General features: G+C 48.8%; 15 protein-coding genes. 13 read left to right on the top strand and 2 right to left on the bottom strand.

Annotated features, from left to right (window positions below):
• The first annotated feature begins 195 nt into the window (after window positions 1-195).
• The 13 genes from SD53_RS10855 to SD53_RS10795 all read left to right on the top strand — a co-directional run bounded on the left by SD53_RS10855 (window position 196) and on the right by SD53_RS10795 (window position 16,656).
• Window positions 196-2,001, top strand: coding sequence for an assimilatory sulfite reductase (NADPH) flavoprotein subunit (locus SD53_RS10855; RefSeq protein WP_046520262.1), 1,806 nt, complete (start codon window positions 196-198; stop codon window positions 1,999-2,001).
• Window positions 2,001-3,716 (top strand): assimilatory sulfite reductase (NADPH) hemoprotein subunit, encoded by a 1,716-nt coding sequence (gene cysI, locus SD53_RS10850; protein ID WP_046520261.1) that lies wholly within the window; start codon window positions 2,001-2,003, stop codon window positions 3,714-3,716. The genes SD53_RS10855 and cysI overlap by 1 nt, the downstream gene beginning before the upstream one ends.
• 24 nt (window positions 3,717-3,740) lie before the next feature.
• Window positions 3,741-4,478, top strand: a complete 738-nt coding sequence (locus tag SD53_RS10845; protein ID WP_046520260.1) for a phosphoadenylyl-sulfate reductase — start codon at window positions 3,741-3,743, stop codon at window positions 4,476-4,478.
• A gap of 195 nt (window positions 4,479-4,673) precedes the next feature.
• Window positions 4,674-6,950 carry a bifunctional diguanylate cyclase/phosphodiesterase gene (locus tag SD53_RS10840; RefSeq protein ID WP_046520259.1) on the top strand — a complete coding sequence of 759 codons (2,277 nt, stop codon included), beginning with the start codon at window positions 4,674-4,676 and terminating at the stop codon, window positions 6,948-6,950.
• 66 nt (window positions 6,951-7,016) lie between these two features.
• Complete coding sequence (locus SD53_RS18945; RefSeq protein ID WP_052749351.1) at window positions 7,017-7,412, top strand: DUF4377 domain-containing protein; 396 nt, start codon at window positions 7,017-7,019, stop codon at window positions 7,410-7,412.
• 364 nt (window positions 7,413-7,776) lie between these two features.
• A complete protein-coding gene (gene sstT / locus SD53_RS10830) occupies window positions 7,777-9,003 on the top strand; it encodes a serine/threonine transporter SstT (protein WP_046520258.1) in 1,227 nt (408 codons plus the stop codon).
• Window positions 9,004-9,219: 216 nt separating this feature from the next.
• Entirely contained in the window at window positions 9,220-10,638 is a 1,419-nt protein-coding gene (gene cysG, locus SD53_RS10825; RefSeq protein ID WP_046520257.1) for a siroheme synthase CysG, read from the top strand.
• A gap of 48 nt (window positions 10,639-10,686) precedes the next feature.
• Window positions 10,687-11,601, top strand: coding sequence for a sulfate adenylyltransferase subunit CysD (gene cysD, locus SD53_RS10820; protein WP_046520256.1), 915 nt, complete (start codon window positions 10,687-10,689; stop codon window positions 11,599-11,601).
• Complete coding sequence (gene cysN / locus SD53_RS10815) at window positions 11,601-13,019, top strand: sulfate adenylyltransferase subunit CysN (RefSeq protein WP_046520255.1); 1,419 nt, start codon at window positions 11,601-11,603, stop codon at window positions 13,017-13,019. The genes cysD and cysN overlap by 1 nt, the downstream gene beginning before the upstream one ends.
• A gap of 2 nt (window positions 13,020-13,021) precedes the next feature.
• Window positions 13,022-14,758, top strand: a complete 1,737-nt coding sequence (locus SD53_RS10810; RefSeq protein ID WP_046520254.1) for an SLC13 family permease — start codon at window positions 13,022-13,024, stop codon at window positions 14,756-14,758.
• Between the two features lie 9 nt (window positions 14,759-14,767).
• Window positions 14,768-15,361 (top strand): adenylyl-sulfate kinase, encoded by a 594-nt coding sequence (gene cysC, locus SD53_RS10805; protein WP_046520253.1) that lies wholly within the window; start codon window positions 14,768-14,770, stop codon window positions 15,359-15,361.
• The gene (gene cysQ, locus SD53_RS10800) at window positions 15,361-16,131 is read left to right on the top strand and encodes a 3'(2'),5'-bisphosphate nucleotidase CysQ (RefSeq protein ID WP_046520252.1); all 771 of its coding nucleotides are present in this window, start codon (window positions 15,361-15,363) and stop codon (window positions 16,129-16,131) included. Before cysC ends, cysQ begins: the two co-directional genes overlap by 1 nt.
• 159 nt (window positions 16,132-16,290) lie before the next feature.
• Window positions 16,291-16,656, top strand: coding sequence for a hypothetical protein (locus SD53_RS10795; protein WP_046520273.1), 366 nt, complete (start codon window positions 16,291-16,293; stop codon window positions 16,654-16,656).
• A gap of 25 nt (window positions 16,657-16,681) precedes the next feature.
• Here SD53_RS10795 and SD53_RS10790 read toward each other — a convergent pair whose 3' ends face one another.
• Entirely contained in the window at window positions 16,682-18,070 is a 1,389-nt protein-coding gene (locus SD53_RS10790) for a hypothetical protein (protein ID WP_046520251.1), read from the bottom strand.
• A gap of 105 nt (window positions 18,071-18,175) precedes the next feature.
• Window positions 18,176-19,123: a lysylphosphatidylglycerol synthase domain-containing protein gene (locus SD53_RS10785; RefSeq protein WP_052749350.1), complete on the bottom strand. Its 948-nt coding sequence runs from the start codon at window positions 19,121-19,123 to the stop codon at window positions 18,176-18,178.
• Window positions 19,124-19,250 lie beyond the last annotated feature (127 nt).

The raw sequence follows: 19,250 nt of genomic DNA, 5'->3' as shown, positions 1-19,250 counted from the left end.
TGTACCACTCCTTGAACAGATTCAAACCATGCTAACAACCTGAGCCTTGAAGGGCAAGGCGTCAAAACGCCTCTAGGATATAAACCAAAAAATATTCTTAATAACTAAAAGGCATAAAGCAGAGAGAAGGGTTATTTAGGTTTATCCGTTTAGACGGCTAAAATGGCTGCAACTAAGCTTCTTTGTGGTGTTTTTATGCTATTTGCGTCTCTAGCTGCTCAGGCCAGTCCTTTGTCCGCTCAACAAATCAAGGATTTACAGTCTCTGGTCAGCCAACTGAATCCTATACAGCAAGCCTGGGTCAGTGGTTATCTGGCTGCAGCGGCTCAATTGGCTGTTGGTCAGGGGGCTGTTGCGGCACAGCATAGCAACGAAAGTGCGGTATTAACTATTTTGTATGGTTCACAAACCGGTAATGCCAAAGCGGTTGCCACTAAGGTGAAAGCCGCAGCGGAGCAACAGGGGATAGCGGTGAAACTGACAGACATTGGTAGTTACAAAACCACTCAGTTAGCCAAAGAAAAATATCTGCTGATCGTCACCTCCACTTATGGAGAAGGTGAGCCACCTGAAAGTGCCGTGGCTTTTCATAAATTTTTATTTAGCAAAAAAGCGCCAAAGCTGGATGGTCTGAAGTATGCCGTGCTGGGGCTGGGCGATACCAGTTATGAGTTCTTCTGTAAAACAGCCATCGACTTTGACGAGCAATTGGCGGCGTTAGGAGCACAACGTCTGCATGCCCGTGCCGATTTGGATGTGGACTATGCCGCTCAGGCTGCAAGCTGGACTGAAACAGCAGTTCAGGCTTTTGCACCAGAGTTAAAACAAGCAACGGGTTCTGCCCAGGTGATCGCCTGGCCGGGCGCTACAGCCACTGCGGCCCACGACAGTGCGTACACCAAAGAGAGCCCTTTTGCTGCTGAACTTGTGGTAAATCAGAAAATCACTGGCCGGAACTCAACCAAAGATGTGCGGCATATTGAAATCTCTCTGGCCGATTCAGGTATTACCTATCAGCCAGGTGACGCTTTGGGGGTGTATTTCCTCAATGACGCCAAAGCGGTGGACGCTATTCTGGCTGCTACTGGTCTGGATGGCGCTACTGAAGTGCAGTTGGCAGGTCAAAGCTACAGTTTAACAACGGCGTTAACTGAACACTTGGAGCTAACCCAGTCCTATCCAAGTTTTGTTGAAAAATACGCCCAAGCCACAGCCAACAGTGAATTGCTGGAACTGGTGAAAGACAAAACTGCTTTACGTCAGTATCTGGATAACCGCCAGACGCTGGATGTGATTTTGCAAAACCCTGCGCCTTTAACAGCCCAGCAGTTGGTGGATGCCTTACGTAAACAACAACCGCGTTTGTACTCCATTGCCTCCTCTCAGGCGGAAGTAGGAGACGAGGTGCATTTAACTGTGGGCGTGGTGCGTTATGACGCTTTTGGCAGCAGCCATTTAGGTGGAGCATCCGGCTTTTTAGCCGAGCGGCTGGAAGAAGGGGCACAGGTTAAGGTGTTTGTCGAGCACAACGACAACTTCCGCCTGCCGGATCATGAAACCCCGGTCATTATGATCGGTCCTGGTACTGGCATAGCGCCGTTCCGCGCGTTCTTGCAAGAGCGGGATCAGGCAGGAGCTACAGGCCAGAACTGGTTGTTTTTTGGTAACCCACACTTTACTCAGGACTTCCTGTATCAGGTCGAGTTGCAGGATTATTTAAAACGTGGCGTGCTGAGCAAACTGGATGTGGCTTTTAGCCGCGATCAGGCGCAAAAGGTCTATGTGCAGGATAAATTACGCTTAAAAGCGGAAGAAATCTGGACCTGGTTACAGCAAGGCGCTTATCTGTATATCTGTGGGGACGGCAATAAAATGGCCAAAGATGTGCATCAGGCTTTGCTCGATATCGCCCAACAACAAGGCGGCCTGAGTGCAGAGCAGGCAGAACAGTATTTTGACGATTTACGTCAAGCCAAACGTTATCAGAAGGATGTTTATTAATGACTCAGCCAATTAATCCGGATTTACAGGTGCAAGGTCAGCTATCTGATAACGAGCGGCTGAAAAAAGACAGCCATTTATTGCGTGGCACTATCACTAAAGATCTAAAAGACGAGATCACGGGCGGCTTTAACGGCGACAACTTTATGTTGATCCGTTTCCACGGTATGTACCAGCAGGACGATCGTGATATTCGCGCTGAACGCGCTGAACAAAAACTGGAGCCGCTGCATAACGTCATGTTACGCGCCCGGATGCCGGGCGGTATCATCAAACCGGAACAGTGGCTGGCGATTGACGAATTTGCGGCGGAACACACCATCTATGGCAGTATCCGTTTAACCACCCGTCAGACTTTCCAGTTCCACGGTGTGTTAAAACCGAAAATCAAAAGTATGCACCAGATGCTGAACAGCATTGGCATCGACTCCATCGCCACGGCAGGGGATGTGAACCGCAATGTGCTCTGTACCTCCAATCCGGTCGAGTCGGTATTGCATCAGCAGGCCTATGAATGGGCGGCGAAAATTTCTGAGCATTTATTGCCAAAAACCAGAGCTTACGCCGAAATCTGGCTGGATGAAGAAAAAGTCGAAACCACAGAAACAGAACCTGTGTTGGGCGAAACTTATTTGCCTCGTAAGTTTAAAACCACAGTGGTGATCCCGCCGCAAAACGATGTCGATGTGCATGCCAACGACTTAAACTTTGTTGCTATCGCCGAAAACGGCCAGTTGGTCGGTTTTAACGTGTTAGTCGGGGGTGGCCTGGCCATGACCCATGGCGATAAAGGCACTTACCCGCGCAAAGCCGAAGACTTTGGTTTTATTGGTCTGGAGCATGTGCTGGCTGTGGCTGAACATGTGGTCACAGTGCAGCGTGATTACGGTGACAGGGTCAATCGTAAAAATGCCAAAACCAAATACACCATAGACCGCATAGGGGTAGATACCTTTAAAGCCGAAGTGGAAAAACGGGTGGGTGTGAAATTCCAACCCAGCCGTCCTTATGAATTTACCGGTCGTGGCGACCGGTTTGGTTGGGTCGAAGGTATAGACGGTAAACATCATTTAACCGTCTTTATCGAAAACGGTCGTATTCTGGATTATCCGGGCAAGACGTTAAAAACCGGCGTGGCCGAAATAGCCCGTATTCATAAAGGCGATTTCCGCATGACGGCGAATCAGAATCTGATTATCGCTGGCGTAGCCGCTGAAGATAAAGCGCAGATTGAAGCCTTGGCCCGCCAGCATGGCCTGATCAACGATAGCGTGACAGAGCAGCGCAAAAACTCGATGGCCTGTGTGTCCTTGCCCACTTGCCCGCTGGCGATGGCCGAAGCCGAGCGTTACTTACCAACGCTGGTCACCCATGTCGAAGGCTTGCTGAGCAAACATGGTGTGCCTGACGATCACATTATTTTACGCGTGGTCGGTTGTCCAAACGGCTGTGGCCGCGCCATGTTGGCTGAAGCAGGTTTAGTCGGCCGTGGTCCAGGTAAATACAACCTGTATTTGGGGGGGAACACCCAGGGCACCCGTATTCCAAAACTGTACCTGGATAACGTAGCCGAAGCTGAAATTTTGCAGGCGCTGGATAGTCTGATTGGACGTTGGGTCGCTGAACGCAATAGCGGTGAATGTTTTGGTGATTTTGTGATTCGGGCCGGGGTTGTGGCCGAAGTGAAAGTGTCGAAAACCGACTTTCATGCCTGATGGTATTTATGTGAGGTACTGGTCATGAGTCAGTATAAACAGCTATTAAAGCTGGATACGGAACAGCAGCAACAACTGCTGGTTGAAGCGAACCAATTGTTGCTGCCTTTCACCGCTGCAGAGCGCGTGCAGTGGGCCTTACAGAATTTGCCGGATCAGCAGATTTTAAGTTCCAGCTTCGGCATTCAATCTGCGGTGATGTTGCATTTGGTGACCTCGGAACGGCCTGATATTCCGGTGGTGTTAACAGACACAGGTTATCTGTTCCCAGAAACCTATCAGTTTATTGATGAGCTGAAAGAGCGGTTACAACTGAATCTGAAAGTCTACCGTGCTCATTTAAGCCCTGCCTGGCAGGAAGCCCGTTTTGGTAAGTTATGGGAAAACGAGGCGGGTATTAAACAATACAACCATATGAATAAAGTGGAGCCGTTGCAGCGGGCATTAAAGGAGCTGAATGTTGGTACCTGGTTCAGTGGCCTGCGCCGCAGTCAATCCAGCACCCGTGCCGATAAAAATATTATCGAAATCAGCCGGGGCACGGTCAAAGTGCAGCCTATTATCGAATGGACCAACAAAGATGTGTTTTATTACCTGAAAGAACATGACTTGCCTTACCACCCGCTTTGGGAGCAAGGTTATGTTTCGGTTGGGGATGTGCATTCGACCCGCAAACTTGAGTTGGGTATGACTGAAGAAGACACCCGCTTTAACGGCTTTGGCCGGGAATGTGGTATTCATTTGGATGGGGATGGTATCTGAGCCATCCCGCTGCCGACCCTTCTGATTGCCACTGAACTGGCAAATAATACCAGTTATCGTCTTTGTCCCCTTAACAAAGAAAAATAACTTGTAGTTAACAAAACTAAGTATTACATTCCTGCTCTTATGAAACCTGCTACAGGTTTGAATTCTCAGCATTTTTAATGACCTGATTATGAGCAAGAGGTGCTGCACATGGAGTGGTTAGGTCGTTATCTGCGGCTAAGAGCTCAGGACTTAGGCAACGCCGATACCGCCTTTTGGCAACAAAGTGTACTGCGTATCATCATGTTGTCTGGTTTGTGTCTGGTGTCCATTATTGTGATTCACAGTTCATGGCAAGCCTGGCAGCTGGGCGCTTATCAGGTTATTGTGCTCACCTCCTTGTTTTATACTGCTTTAGTTGTTGCGCTCTTCCTCTCCAAACAACATACCAAAAAAAGTGCGATGGCTCTGCTGCTGATTGTGATAATGGCAGGGCTTTGTATTCTGCTGTTCAATGATGATTTCGAAATAGGCAAGTTGGGTATCATTTTTATCTACACCCTACCGATGATCAGCCTGATGTTTTTTGGCTTCAGAACGGCATTGGTATTTATGTTTCTGAATTTCATACCTTTTGTTTATCTGCTGCAAAATGAAGCTCCGGGTAATTTATTTGGTTTATCGGTTACCCTGCCCGCGACCCACAGTTATTTACATGGCCTGTTATTTCTTTTTTTTAATTTGTGTTTACCGCTGGCCGCGGCCCGCATTTTCAGCACCTTAAAACGCAGTGCAGGCCGGCTTTCTGAGCTGAATCAGCATCTGGCGCAAAGCCATGACTATTACGAAGAGTTGTTTGAGCACAATGGTTCAGCCACAGTCCTGGTGACGGCGTCCGGCGATATAATCAAGTCAAATAGTCTGGCTTGTGAGGTGCTGGGGCTGGAGCAGGGGCAGCAGGCTAATTTGTTGTCTTTATTAAGTTTTGTTCAGGATTCTCAGCTACAAGGGCATTGGCTCAAAGGCAAAGTCGAATGCAATTTAAAAAGCCGGCCTGAAGTCAGTCTGGTGCTCAAGCATGTGATGCTGACCCGCTCCGGGCACCATGTGGTCAGCGTACAGGAAATCAGTGCATTACGTCAGTTGCAGCACCAGTTGAGACAAAGCCAAAAAGTTCAGGATAGCTGGCTGCATTATGACAGCTTAACCTGTCTGCCTAATCTGGCTGGCTTTACCGAGCTGGCGAACTACAAACAGGAGCAGTTAGCGCCCCATGAGTTTGCTATAGTCGCCATTATCCGGTTGCGTCACGTTAAAACACTGAATCAACAATATGGCTATGAGTTTGGCAGTCAATTGCTGCAATACTTCGCTAAAGTGGCTAAGGCAGCACTACCTTCTGACGCTGTTCTGGCGAGGGTGCGGGGTGTCAAGTTTGCGCTCTGGCTCAAGGGGGATCTGAATGTGGTGGATCCCAAGCAATTGGCTCAGGCGATTGCCAGTCAGTTACCGGTTGAACTGACGGTTGGGCCATACACGGCCCGTATGAGTTATCAGTTTGGAGTCAGCTTTACTGAACAGCGGGACCAGCAAAATGCCCAACAATTGATTGAACAATGTGAGTTGGCGTTGGAACTGTCTGAGCCAAATCAACTGGTCGGTTTTTATGATCAGCAGCAAGCACAGCAACTGGAGCAGGATTATCAGCTCTTGAATGCGTTTCGTGATGCAATCCGGCAAAAACAGCTTGAGTTGTGGCTGCAACCCAAAGTGGATCCGCAGGGAAAAATTCAGAGTTTTGAGGCTTTAAGCCGCTGGTTTGTCGACGGCCAGGCGATAGCACCTGATAGTTTTGTGTTAATGGCAGAACGTCATGGTTTAATGACGCTGTTTTCGCGTTTGGTATTGCAGCAAAGTGTCAGTATTTTACAAAGCTGGCAGCAACAGGGACTGTTGTACCCCATCGCCATCAATTTGGGTGGTCCTGAGCTGTTGGATGATAGTTTTTTTGCAGAATTAATGAGTTTAAGTGCGGACCATCCCTGGCTGACCCGTTACCTGCAGTTAGAAATCACCGAAACCAATATTGCCGTACAGCAGCCGTTACTGCATAAAAGGTTAAAAGCACTGAATCAGTATGGCTTTAGCATTTCTATCGACGATTTTGGCACAGGGCATTCGTCTTTAAGTCAGTTAGTCGATTGCCCGGCCGACACTATTAAAATTGACCGACGTTTTGTCAGTTGTATCCCGCAAGATAGCCGAACAGTGCGTATTTTGCACACCACTATTCAACTGGCCAAAGCCTTAGATCTGAATATAGTGGCTGAGGGTATAGAAAATGACATTCAGCGCCGCTTCTTGCAAAGTCTGGGCTGTCAGCTTATGCAAGGTTATTTATTTGGCCGTCCTGCTCCTGCTTTATATTGGGAGAACCTACTGTCACCACCAGGAACACCGATCGAGTTAGGCACTAAACAGGCATAAGGAGATGCCGTTCAGTTTCTGTCCATTTTGGCAGGCTAGACTGAGTTAAATAGTAAATTAGGGACAATGTCTATGTTGAATAAAGTACTGAGTGGAATCCTTGTATTTACACTGGCTGGGTGTTCGGAGCCTGTTCCATCTGCCCCTGCTGCGAGCAAACAGCCTGATGAATCCGGCGTCTATCCCCCACTGCTGACCTCCACTGAGGCGAGGTCCCTGATCCTATGGGTTGCTGCTGAGAAACGGCAGTGTATGGCTGTTGGTCCGACGCACTGTTTGCAAATACGTTTTCATCCGGATGAACAGTGGCAATTGTTTTACGGCGAAATCCAGGGTTTTGCTTATCAACCGGGTCGGCTGTATCAACTGGAGGTGAGTGAAATCATGCTGCCAGACCCTCCTGCTGACGCACCGGACAGGCAGTGGGTACTGCAGCGGATTATCAGCACAGCCAGCGAATAAAGCGAACTGCGGGTAAAGCTCTGTTGTGCAGTAAGTCTCTTTATTCTGACGTGTCGAGATGGGCTCTGTGCTGTTTAAGGCTGTCAGCTTAGTGTTATACCAAGCACGGCGTTCTAGCTGATAGGCGTCACCCATTGCTTGCTCGACCAGCATTGTTTTAGTCAGCGACCTGGTCCATTTGCCCACTCGTTGTGTCACCCCAAACAAGCAGTCCGTGGGAGGACATTAAAGTGCCTGTTTTCGCGCTGAACTGATGGCAAGCTCAGACAACTCCGACTTGCCCCAATAGCAGATTCAAGGCAAAATCGGGCACTTCTTATTCCTATAACTGTGGCGCGAACCACAGCAGCAACAGAGAGTCCGTATGACATCCACTGTATCCCGCCCATGGCAAAAACTTCTGCAACTTGGTTTAGTGCCTCAAATTATTATTGGTATTTTGTTAGGTGTGCTGGTGGCTGTTGTTTCGCCTGAGCTGGCAAAAAATTTATCCCTGTTAGGCACTTTATTTGTTAAAGCCCTAAAAGCCATAGCGCCTTTATTGGTGTTTGTGCTGGTTGCTTCGGCTATTGCCAATAAACAAGCGTCAGAAAACGGTGGCATTAAGCCTGTGCTGGTGTTGTATTTATTTGGCACCTTTTTAGCCGCAGTAGTAGCGGTACTGCTTAGTTTTATCTTCCCGACAACGCTGGTGTTAACCGCTGTACCTGAAACTATTGCAGCGCCCGAGGGCATCAGTGAAGTATTAAAGGCTTTATTACTGCAAGTAGTGGACAACCCAATTAACGCTCTGATTACCGGCAACTATATAGGCGTTTTGGCCTGGGCTGTGGGGTTAGGTCTGGCGTTACAACATGCCAGTAAAAGCACCAAGCTGGTGTTTTTTGATTTGTCGCATGGCGTATCGTCATTAGTACGTTTTATTATCCGTCTGGCCCCTTTTGGTATTTTAGGTTTAGTGGCGGACACAGTGGCCACCACGGGTTTTGCGGCTTTAGCCAGTTATGGTCAGTTGATTGGCGTGCTGTTAGGGGCTATGGCTATTATCGCTTTTGTGGTGAATCCCTTGCTGGTGTTCGCTAAAACTGGTTCTAATCCTTATCCATTGGTTTTCACCTGCTTACGGGAAAGTGGCGTGACCGCATTTTTTACCCGCAGCTCTGCCGCCAATATTCCGGTCAATTTACAGCTCTGTCAAAAGCTGAAACTCAACGAAGAAATCTACGGTGTGTCTATTCCGCTGGGGGCCACTATTAACATGGCCGGTGCTGCTATTACCATTACAGTGCTGACGCTGGCGACTGTGCATACCCTGGGTATAGAGGTGGATTTTGCCAGTGCTATTTTACTGAGCATGATAGCTACAGTCTCAGCCTGCGGTGCCTCAGGTGTAGCTGGTGGTTCTCTATTGTTAATCCCGCTGGCTTGCAGCTTATTTGGTATTCCAAATGAAGTAGCGATGCAAGTGGTGGCGACTGGCTTTATTATCGGTGTCATTCAGGACAGCGCCGAAACTGCGCTGAATAGCTCGACCGACGTGGTCTTTACAGCGGCTGTCTGCCAAAGCTCAGGTCAGAGCCCCCGGCTCTGACCCACAAGTACAACATAACAAGCCACCAGAGGGGCAGAGCCTAAGCTCTTGCCCCTATTCCTTTTAGTTATAAGAGATCGATATCCATTCTTGATAAAAAGACGTTTAGACGTCTAATATGCTGACTCGAACGAAAAAGCTTTGATTGAGGTCGCCACTCTAACCAAATCAGAGCCTAGTGGTACTAAACCGCTGTAGTGACAGCAGGAGCCCCAAGTGCAGTATTTGCCTATTTTTGCCCAATTGAAAAACCGCCCTGTGTTACTGGTGGGCGCTGGTCATGTGGCACTGCGTAAGGCTGGTACTTTACTCAAAGCCGGAGCCCGTTTAACTGTTGTTGCTACCTACTTTGCTGATGAATTTATCGAATGGCAGCAGCAAGGCAAAGCCATCCTGATTGAAAGCCGTTTTTCTGCAGAACACATTGAAGGTCATGTGTTGGTGGTTGCTGCCACAGACGATGATGCGGTGAATCAGTCGGTGTTTGAGGCGGCTGATGCGCGCAATATTTTGGTCAACACAGTGGATGACCAACCGAATTGTAGTTTTATTTTCCCTGCCATTATCGACCGCAGCCCTATTCTGATCGCCATTTCCAGCGCTGGTACAGCGCCTGTGTTGGCGCGACGGTTACGTGAGAAACTCGAAGCTATATTACCTGCGCATTTAGGCCCGCTGGCACAGTTAGTAGGTGCTTTTCGCGACAAAGTAAAACAAAAGATTTCCGGCTTTGCCGCTCGTCGTCAGTTTTGGGAGCGGGTATTTGACTCCTCTGTTGTGCGTGAAGTGCAGGCGAATCGGCTGGATCTTGCACAGCAACAGCTAGAAGCCTTATTAGAGCAGGAAATCCCAACTCAGGGCGAAGTCTATTTAGTAGGCTCAGGCCCAGGCGATCCGGAACTTCTGACCTTAAAAGCACTGCAACTGATGCAGCAGGCCGATGTCGTGGTGTATGACTATTTAGTCTCAGAGCCTATTATGCAGTTGGTGCGTCGTGATGCTGAACTCATCTGTGTCGGCAAAAAAGCTGGTGCCCATTCGGTGGCGCAGGAAGAAACAAACAACTTGTTGGTTTCTTTAGCTTTATCAGGTAAAAAAGTCTGCAGACTGAAAGGCGGCGACCCTTTTATTTTTGGCCGTGGTGCTGAGGAAATTGAAGTCTTGTTACCTCATGGCATTCCGTTTCAGGTGGTGCCGGGTATCACAGCCGCAGCTGGCTGCGCTGCTTATGCAGGTATTGCGTTAACGCACCGGGATTATGCTCAGGCCGTGCAGTTTGTTACAGGACATTGTCGTAAAGATGGCGTCGAGCCGGACTGGCACAGCTTAAGCCGCCCCAATCAAACGCTGGTGATTTACATGGGCTTGATGAAAGTAGAGCACATTCAGCAGCAGTTACTGAGCGCTGGCCGTGCAGCCACTATTCCTGTGGCTGTGATTGAAAATGGCACCCGAGCTGATCAGCGGATTTTTACCGGCCAGCTTCACCAACTGGCGAGTCTGGTGGCAGAGCATCAGGTGCAGTCGCCAGCCTTACTGATTATTGGTGAAGTGGTGGCCTTGCAGCAGAAGTTAGACTGGTTTGGCGACAGAGCTGGTCAGCAGGCGCAACAGAGCTTAACCAACAGAATTTAACGACTTGTTTTAGAACTATTTTTCACAGACTTAACGGGAGCAGACCCTATGGGCCAGCCAGTGAAACCTCTGACACATTTGCAACAACTGGAAGCTGAGAGTATCCAGATTTTCCGCGAAGTCGCGGCTGAATTTGATAATCCGGTGATGTTGTATTCGATAGGTAAAGATTCCTCTGTGCTGCTGCATTTAGCGCGCAAAGCTTTTTATCCGGGCAAAATTCCGTTTCCACTGATGCATATCGATACGCGCTGGAAATTCCGCGAAATGATCGAGTTCCGTGACAAAGTGGCCAAGCAATACGGCTTTGATTTGCTGGTGCATATCAATCCGGAAGGGGTGGCCATGGATATGAATCCTTTTACCTACGGCAGCTCCAAACACACAGACGTGATGAAAACCCAGGGCCTCAAACAGGCGCTGGACAAATACGGTTTTGATGCCGCTTTTGGTGGTGCGCGCCGTGATGAAGAAAAATCCCGTGCGAAAGAGCGGGTCTATTCGTTCCGCGACCAACACCACAGATGGGACCCGAAAAATCAGCGGCCTGAGCTGTGGCATACCTACAATGGTCAGGTGAATAAAGGCGAAAGTATCCGTGTATTCCCGCTGTCGAACTGGACTGAGCTGGATATCTGGCAATACATCTATCAGGAAAAAATCGACATAGTGCCGCTGTATTTTGCTGCCGTGCGCCCTGTGGTTGAGCGCAACGGCACTTTGATTATGGTGGATGATGAACGTATGCCGTTGAATCCTGGCGAAGTGCCGGAGCAAAAGCTGGTGCGTTTCCGCACTCTAGGTTGTTACCCGCTGACCGGTGCTATCGAATCATCAGCCGACAGCCTGACCGGTATTATTGAAGAGATGCTGTTGTCGACCTCCAGCGAGCGACAAGGCCGGGTGATTGACCACGATTCCAGTGGTTCGATGGAAAAGAAAAAACGTGAGGGGTATTTCTGATGTCAGTCGCCAATGAATTAGCCCAGGTCGGCATTGAACAGTACTTAGAGCAGCAACAGCATAAATCGCTACTGAAGTTTTTAACTTGTGGTTCAGTTGATGATGGCAAAAGCACACTGATTGGCCGGTTATTGCATGACAGCCAGCAAATTTATGAAGACCAACTGGCCGCTTTGCATAAAGACAGTAAAAGCCATGGCACTACAGGCGAGGCAGTCGATCTAGCTTTGCTGGTGGATGGTTTACAGGCGGAACGTGAGCAGGGTATTACCATAGACGTGGCCTACCGTTATTTTTCAACCGAGAAGCGTAAGTTTATTATCGCCGACACGCCGGGCCATGAGCAGTACACCCGCAATATGGCGACAGGCGCCTCGAATTGCGACCTGGCTATTATTCTGGTCGACGCCCGTTATGGCGTGCAAACCCAGACCCGTCGTCACAGCTTTATCTGTTCTTTATTGGGCATTAAGCAGTTTGTCGTCGCCATCAATAAAATGGATTTATTGGGGTTTGACCAGCAGCGTTTTGAGCAAATTAAACAGGATTACCTGCAATTTGCGGCGCAGTTGAACGTGCCTTCGATTCAATTTGTGCCGCTGTCGGCTTTGAATGGCGACAACGTGGTGCATAGCTCAGCCCAAACGCCCTGGTATCAGGACGGTCCATTACTGAGCTTATTGGAAAAAGCCCCTGTCACAGGTTTTAACTGGCAAGCCGAAGCCCGTTTGCCGGTGCAGTATGTCAGTCGGCCCAATCTGGATTTCCGTGGTTTTGCCGGCACTATCGCCAGTGGTAGCTTTAAAGTGGGGGACGCCATAGTGGCTTTACCTTCAGGCAAAGGCTCGACTATTAAGTCTATTGTGACTTTTGATGGCGAATTAGCACAAGCTGTGGCCGGTCAGGCAGTGACCTTCACCTTAACCGATGAAATTGATATTAGCCGGGGTGATGTGATAGTGCCTGCTGTGCATCATGCGGCGGTGTCGAATCGTATTCTGGCCAAAGTGGTCTGGATGCATGAAGAGCCGCTGCTGATTGGCAAAAGCTACAACATTAAACTGGCGACCAAAAAAGTCAGCGGTAAAGTCACAGCTATAGCGCACAGCATAGATGTCAATACCTTAGCTGAACATCAGGCTGACAAGCTGGAGCTGAACAGCATAGCGCTGGTCGAGCTGGAACTGACCGAAGCTGTGGTGTTTGACCCTTATGCGCAAAACCGCGATACAGGTGGTTTTATCTTTATCGACCGCATCAGCAATATCACAGTAGGTGCTGGTATGGTCGATAGCGCTTTGGCCAGCGTCAGCAGCAAAGCACAGTTCAGCGAATTTGAGCTGGAACTCAATGCCTTAGTGCGTAAACACTTCCCACACTGGCAGGCACTGGATTTAAGCCAGTTGAACAAAGGCTAAGCATGAGTCTGGAGCAGTACGGCGTATTTGCTATATTGGCAGGGCTGATTGCCCTGCTGACCCTGACCAGGTTGTCAGCGGCCTGGGTATTCGGAGCTGTCGCCGTACTGACTTACCTGACGGACTTGCTGAACGTCCAGCAGTTTGCGGCCAGTTTTACCGACTCCTCGTTACTCACACTAGTGTTGCTCTTGCTGGTGTCCATTGCTTTGGAGAAAACCCGTTTAATCAGTTGGGTCGGGCAGCAACTGAACAAGGGAGGCTTACGCACTGTCTTGACCCGGCTTTGGGTCTCTACCTCGTTATTGTCGTCCTTTACGGCCAATACTGCAGTAGTCGCCAGTTTAATAGGTGCTATTAAACGCAGTCAGACCTTTGCGCCCAGTAAGCTGATGTTGCCTATGGCTTTTGCCGCTACTTTTGGCGGTACTCTGACACTGATAGGAACCTCCACCAACTTAGTGGTCAATAGCTTTTTAGATAAAGCCGGTTTGCCGTTACTCGAGTTTTTTACCACCACAGCGGTAGGGGCTGGTGTAGTGGTTGCCGGTATGCTGATGATGTGGCTGATTGCCAATCGTCTGCCAGTCACCGAAAAAACACTGGACGAAGCTGACTTGCCTTACTTTTTGGAAGCCCGTATCAGTGCCGACTCTGTGCTGATTGGCAGAACCATAGGGGAGGCTGGCCTTCGGCATTTAAGGAAGTTGTTTTTAGCTGAAATAGTGCGGGGTGAGCAGAATATAGCCCCTGTTTGCCCGGATGACCGCTTGCAGCAAGGCGATGTATTGCTGTTTGCCGGTGATATGGAATCCGTGGCTCTATTGCAGGAAATTCAGGGTCTGACCTTGTATGGCCATCACAGTATGAATGGTCAGGCACTGGTCGAAGCTATCATCAGCCATTCGTCGAGCCTGAATGGGGTGTCGTTAAAAGACGCCAAATTCCGCGAAGAGTTTGATGCTGTAGTGGTGGCGGTCAAACGTGGCCAGGAGCGTTTGCAAGGTGGGTTAGGTTCTATCGTATTGCAAACCGGTGATACTTTATTGCTGGTGCCGGGTAAAAGTTTTCATCAGAACAGCAAACTTAGTAAAGAGTTTTTGCTGGTGAATGGCGTGGATTCGGCCACCCGTTTATCTTTGCGCCGTAGCTGGGGCGTATTGTCTGCTTTTGTCGCTGTGATTGGGTTATCCATGACTGGCGAGCTGCCTTTACTCAAAGGTCTGGTGTTATTGCTGATAGGTTTAATGGCGACTGGTATTGTCAGTCTGCAGGAAATCAGGCGACGTTTTCCGCTGGATATAGTATTGATTGTCGGTGGTGCTTTGGTGTTGTCGCAGGCGATGGAAAATACCGGTGTATCTGAACTGCTGGGGCAGGGGTTATTGCAGGTCTTTACCGGCTATCACTTATTCTGGGCTTTGGCCGCTTTGTATTTCTTCACCCTGATCTTAACCGAGCTGATGTCCAATAACGCAGCCGCTGCTTTGGCTTGCCCGCTGGCGATAAGTCTTGCCAAGGCTTTTGGCATCGATCCAATGCCTTTGATTATGGCGGTATTATTTGGTGCCAGCGCCAGCTTTATCTCGCCTTGGGGTTATCAAACCAACCTGCTGGTCTATACAGTGGGTAACTACAAACTCAGCCAGTATGTCAAAGTAGGTTTGCCCATGGCTTTGGCCTACTCAATAGCTGTACTCGCCTTAATCCCTTTGTTTTTCCCTTTTCAGACGCTGTAAGGAATTTTTATGAGTCAGGTCGTTTGGCAACACTATCAAATCAGCCGCGCCGATCGGGAGCAACAAAACGGTCATCAGGGCGTTGTATTGTGGTTTACCGGATTAAGTGGCGCAGGAAAATCTACAGTGGCCAATGCGTTAGAGCAAGAACTGGTAAAACGTAAAGTGCACAGCTATTTGCTGGATGGCGACAATGTGCGGCACGGTTTATGTGCTGATCTAGGCTTTAGCGAAGCCGATCGCAGCGAAAATATCCGTCGTGTAGGCGCTGTCGCGGGTTTAATGCTGGACGCTGGTCTGGTGGTATTAAGTGCCTTTATTTCACCTTACCGGGCGCAGCGTCAGGCGATTAAAGACAGCCTGCCAGCGGGCAAGTTTTTAGAGATTTATATCGCCACCTCGTTGGATGTGTGCGAGCAGCGTGACGTCAAAGGTTTGTATCAAAAAGCCAGACGGGGTGAAATCAGTCACTTCACCGGGATTTCTGATCCCTATGAAGCACCAGAGCAGCCAGATTTAACCATAGATACGGCGCAACAAAGTCTGGAGCAAAGTGTCGAACAACTGATTGCCTTACTGACCGAAAAAGGAGTGCTGAGCTGATGTTGCCACTGACAGAGGATTTGCTTGAACAAATAAAAGCTATTGCCATTGCTGCAGGCGAGGCGATATTAGCTGTGTATCAGCGCGATTTTGCCGTGGAGCAAAAAGACGATGACTCGCCTTTAACTGAAGCGGATTTAGCTGCACATCGACTGATTGTGGCCGAACTGACTAAGCTGACGCCCGATGTGCCCGTGTTATCCGAAGAAGCGGCAAATATCCCCTGGTCAGAGCGTCAGCACTGGAGCCAATACTGGCTGGTCGACCCGTTAGATGGCACCAAAGAGTTTATTAAGCGCAACGGTGAATTCACCGTCAACATCGCGCTGATCCAACAAGGGGAGCCGGTATTAGGTGTGATCCATGCGCCGGTATTGGATAAAACCTATGCCGCAGCAGAGGGGTTAGGTGCCAGTCGCCAGCAGCACGGTTTAACTGAAACGATCAGAGTCGCTGTGACTCCAGCAGCGGGCGAAGTGGTCAAAGTAGTCGGCAGCCGCAGCCATTACAGTGCGGACATTGAGGACTATTTAAGCCGTTTTCCCAAGCATGAGCTGATTGCCGTTGGCAGTTCATTGAAGTTTTGTTTGGTGGCTGAAGGTAGTGCGCATTTATACCCACGTTTTGGTCCTACTATGCTGTGGGACACAGGCGCTGGCCATGTGATCGCCAAAGTAGCTGGTGCTCATGTCGAGTATCAGGGCATAGCCAATCCGGCGTATCACAGAGAAAACCTGAAAAACCCGAATTTTCTGGTTAGCGCCTTATAATTCAGTAGGTTAAACTAAATACTACAAAATAATACTGTTCTGTCTCATCGAAGCAGTCGATAATGTGTAGGCCAGTCATTTGGATCTGGGCGGGCGGGTGTAACACCCGCCCCTACAGGATCTGCAGGTAGATTGGATATACAGGCAGTTGAGGTGGGTATGAATCTGTTAAGTCGGTTGCACAAAGCGCCGATCCGGGTGTTGCGATTACAACGGCGTAAAAGTATGTCGCGCATTCGCTTTAGCATGATCCGGCTTCGTATCGCTTTGTCGCAGGAAACGGATGAAACTAAGCGGATGCTGATGATTTATCAGCGTTCGTTACAAGGCAAAGCAACCCAAGCGGAGCTCAGGTTTGCCAACCATCAGTTGGTGGACGTGTTGAGGGCTACAGGTTTAGGTATTTTCGCCGTATTGCCTTTTGCCCCCGTCACCATCCCTATCTTAATTAAGCTAGGACGCAAACTGGGTATCGAAGTCTTGCCAAGCTCTTTTCAGCCTAAAACTGAACGCCTGAAGAAATAACCCTGCCACCTCAAAAAGTCCCTACTCACATCAATGTCAGCTCCAGTTTTTCAAGCGCTGCGTTAGCATCTTCTGAACTGAAGCTGGCGATCAGACTATGAGTATCGCTATATACACTGACTTCATAACCAGAATCTGCAGCGTCAGGGTAGCTTTTGATAAACTCTGCTTTTGTCAGTGGAGCACCTGTAGCTTTGAGCAGTTGCTTGATTTCGGCTGGATCACCTTGCTGCAGAAATATCGAGTTCCCAATCAGCACTTTATTCAGTCTGCTCTGCTGTTGATCCTGGTACTGCACTAATAAGTGATTACCAGCGGCTATCCAGTGGCCGTTTAATCCACGTTCAAACTGATGCAAAGGTACCTGTTGTTGTTTTAACGACTGAATATCTAACTCGGGCTTTTGCAGCGCCTGTTTCAGCCAAGTCACTACAGCGGTAGCTGAATACTGAGGAACTTTAGCTGGAATTTTCGCACCCTCTGCCAGCGTGAAATCCATCAGCAAAGTCTCAGTCGTATTGGCTTTATAGTTTTTTAATTGCTGATAGTTCAGGGTTAAGTGGTATTGGTTAGCCTGTCTGGTCAATTGCAGCTCGCCGGAAGGGCGAAATCTAGTTGGCAATTGAGTTTGTAGCTGAATCAAAGGGCTTCTCAACCTGACTTTCCCTTCGATGCTCCAATCTGAATTATCGTAGCCATCGACCAGTTCAATACTGTTGAGTCCTTCAGTTGAGAGCAGATCAGAACTCGTCGAGATCCATTGCAATTTTTCATCAAACTTCAACCAGAGTTTGCGACCATAACTCCATAACTCGCCGTTGTCCTGTAGCTGGATCATGACTGATGGTTGACCGAGTAAGGCTTTGACTTCAGCCTGGGTCTGACCTGGAAGGACACCCGCTATCCCTTGTTCTGCCGACACCAAGTAATTTGCTGGGTCTTTGTACACAGGTTCTGTCGTTGTTTTTTCAATCACTATTTGTTGTGAGTCTATAGAAACGAGCTTTGCGGTTTTTAACACCTTCTGTCCCTGCGCATTGTAAGGCGCAGATCGATTGCTGAGTTTGTGATTGTCAGGGCAAAAACTATAGAGCGTGGCCGATATTTTCAGCTCGACGCTTTGCTCTCCTTCGTACCCTACTTTGCCCACCATTGGATAGATTTTGTCCAGGTTTTCGATGATCAAAGCCTGAGCATTGCGTTCTGCTGCAGCTCTTTGTAACTGAGTCAAAATCCCGGCAAAACCCGGATCTGTGCCTAAGTCGACAAACTTGCCTTTGGTGTCCAGTTTGCTGTTGAACTGCAGAGATTGCGCTGGTTTGTTGTAACAGTCTGGATAGTAATCCAGGATGGGAGGTAAAGATTCGGCTGATACTGCCCATGTTGTCGCTAAAGCTAAAATACAGAGTCGCATGCTGGTTACTCCCTAACGCATGAAATACAAAAGAACTAATCCTTGTACCAAATTAAGCTATAACTTTTATGCAAGCAACTGTATTTTAAATAAAAATTTTTGAGTCTAGGTCTTAGTTCCTCTGAACTTTTTTAATAACTGATCCTGCTCAAACCAAATCACGATAATCAGTGATATCGCAAAAGGGATCAGCAGATAAAACAAGCGGAATACCAATAAAGCGGCAATCACATCGGCAGGGTTTACATCGGGTAATGCCAGCAAAAACATCACTTCCAGCACGCCTAAACCACCGGGGGCGTGCGATAACAACGCGGCGGAAAACGACGCCAGAAAGATGCCTAATACCATAAAATAACCCGGGTTACTTTGCTCGGGCAGGGCGTAATAAATAATGGCGGCGGCCGCTAATAACTCCAGTGGCGCTACGACTAACTGACGGCAAATCAGCGAAAAACGCGGGTATTCCAGCTTCAGCTTCCATAAATCGATGCAGCGTCTTTTCATAAAGCTGCCCCACAAATACAGAGCAACTAAAAATAACATGCCAACGCCTAACAAAATCGCTACCCACTCCGGCAAGGCGCTGTGGAAGTGAGCGGGCAAACTGGGTTCAATCAGTAACACAATGCCACCCAATAAGATGGTGCCCAGTGCAAAAGTGAAGGAACAAAACGCCACCAGAATACCGACTTCGCCTGCGGTTAAACCTTGTGAGCGGTAAGCCCGGTAGCGCACTACAGCGCCGGAGAATACGGACGCGCCGAGGTTGTGGCCTATAGCGTATGCAGTGAAAGATGCGAAAGAAATAAAGGTCCAGGAAACTTTTTTACGCAGATGGGATAAAGCCAGCCGGTCATACCCCGCCAGGGCGATATAAGCAAAGACGGTCGCTAAGGCAGCCATCAGCCACCCTTCTAAAGAGATAGCCTCAAGACTGACGACAACATCTTCATAAGAAATATCTTTGAGCTGCTCAAGCAGCACATAAACCGAAAATGCTACAGCGGCCAAACCTAACAACGGCCAGAAGTAGTCTTTTTTTATCATCATTTCAATCCTTGTCTGATCGCTTGTTTTCGCGTTGCGGCGAAAAGGGCAACACAACCATGACGTGTCTCATGTGTCTTCTGTCCTCTGGTTCGCACTCCAGCAGGCAGTCGATCTGATGTTCTATGTA

It is taken from the genome of Rheinheimera mesophila (assembly GCF_000986865.1).
GTDB classification, from domain to species: Bacteria; Pseudomonadota; Gammaproteobacteria; order Enterobacterales; family Alteromonadaceae; genus Pararheinheimera; species Pararheinheimera mesophila.
The sequence above is the reverse complement of the archived record's forward strand: the minus strand, read 5'-3'. Positions and strand labels throughout refer to the sequence as shown.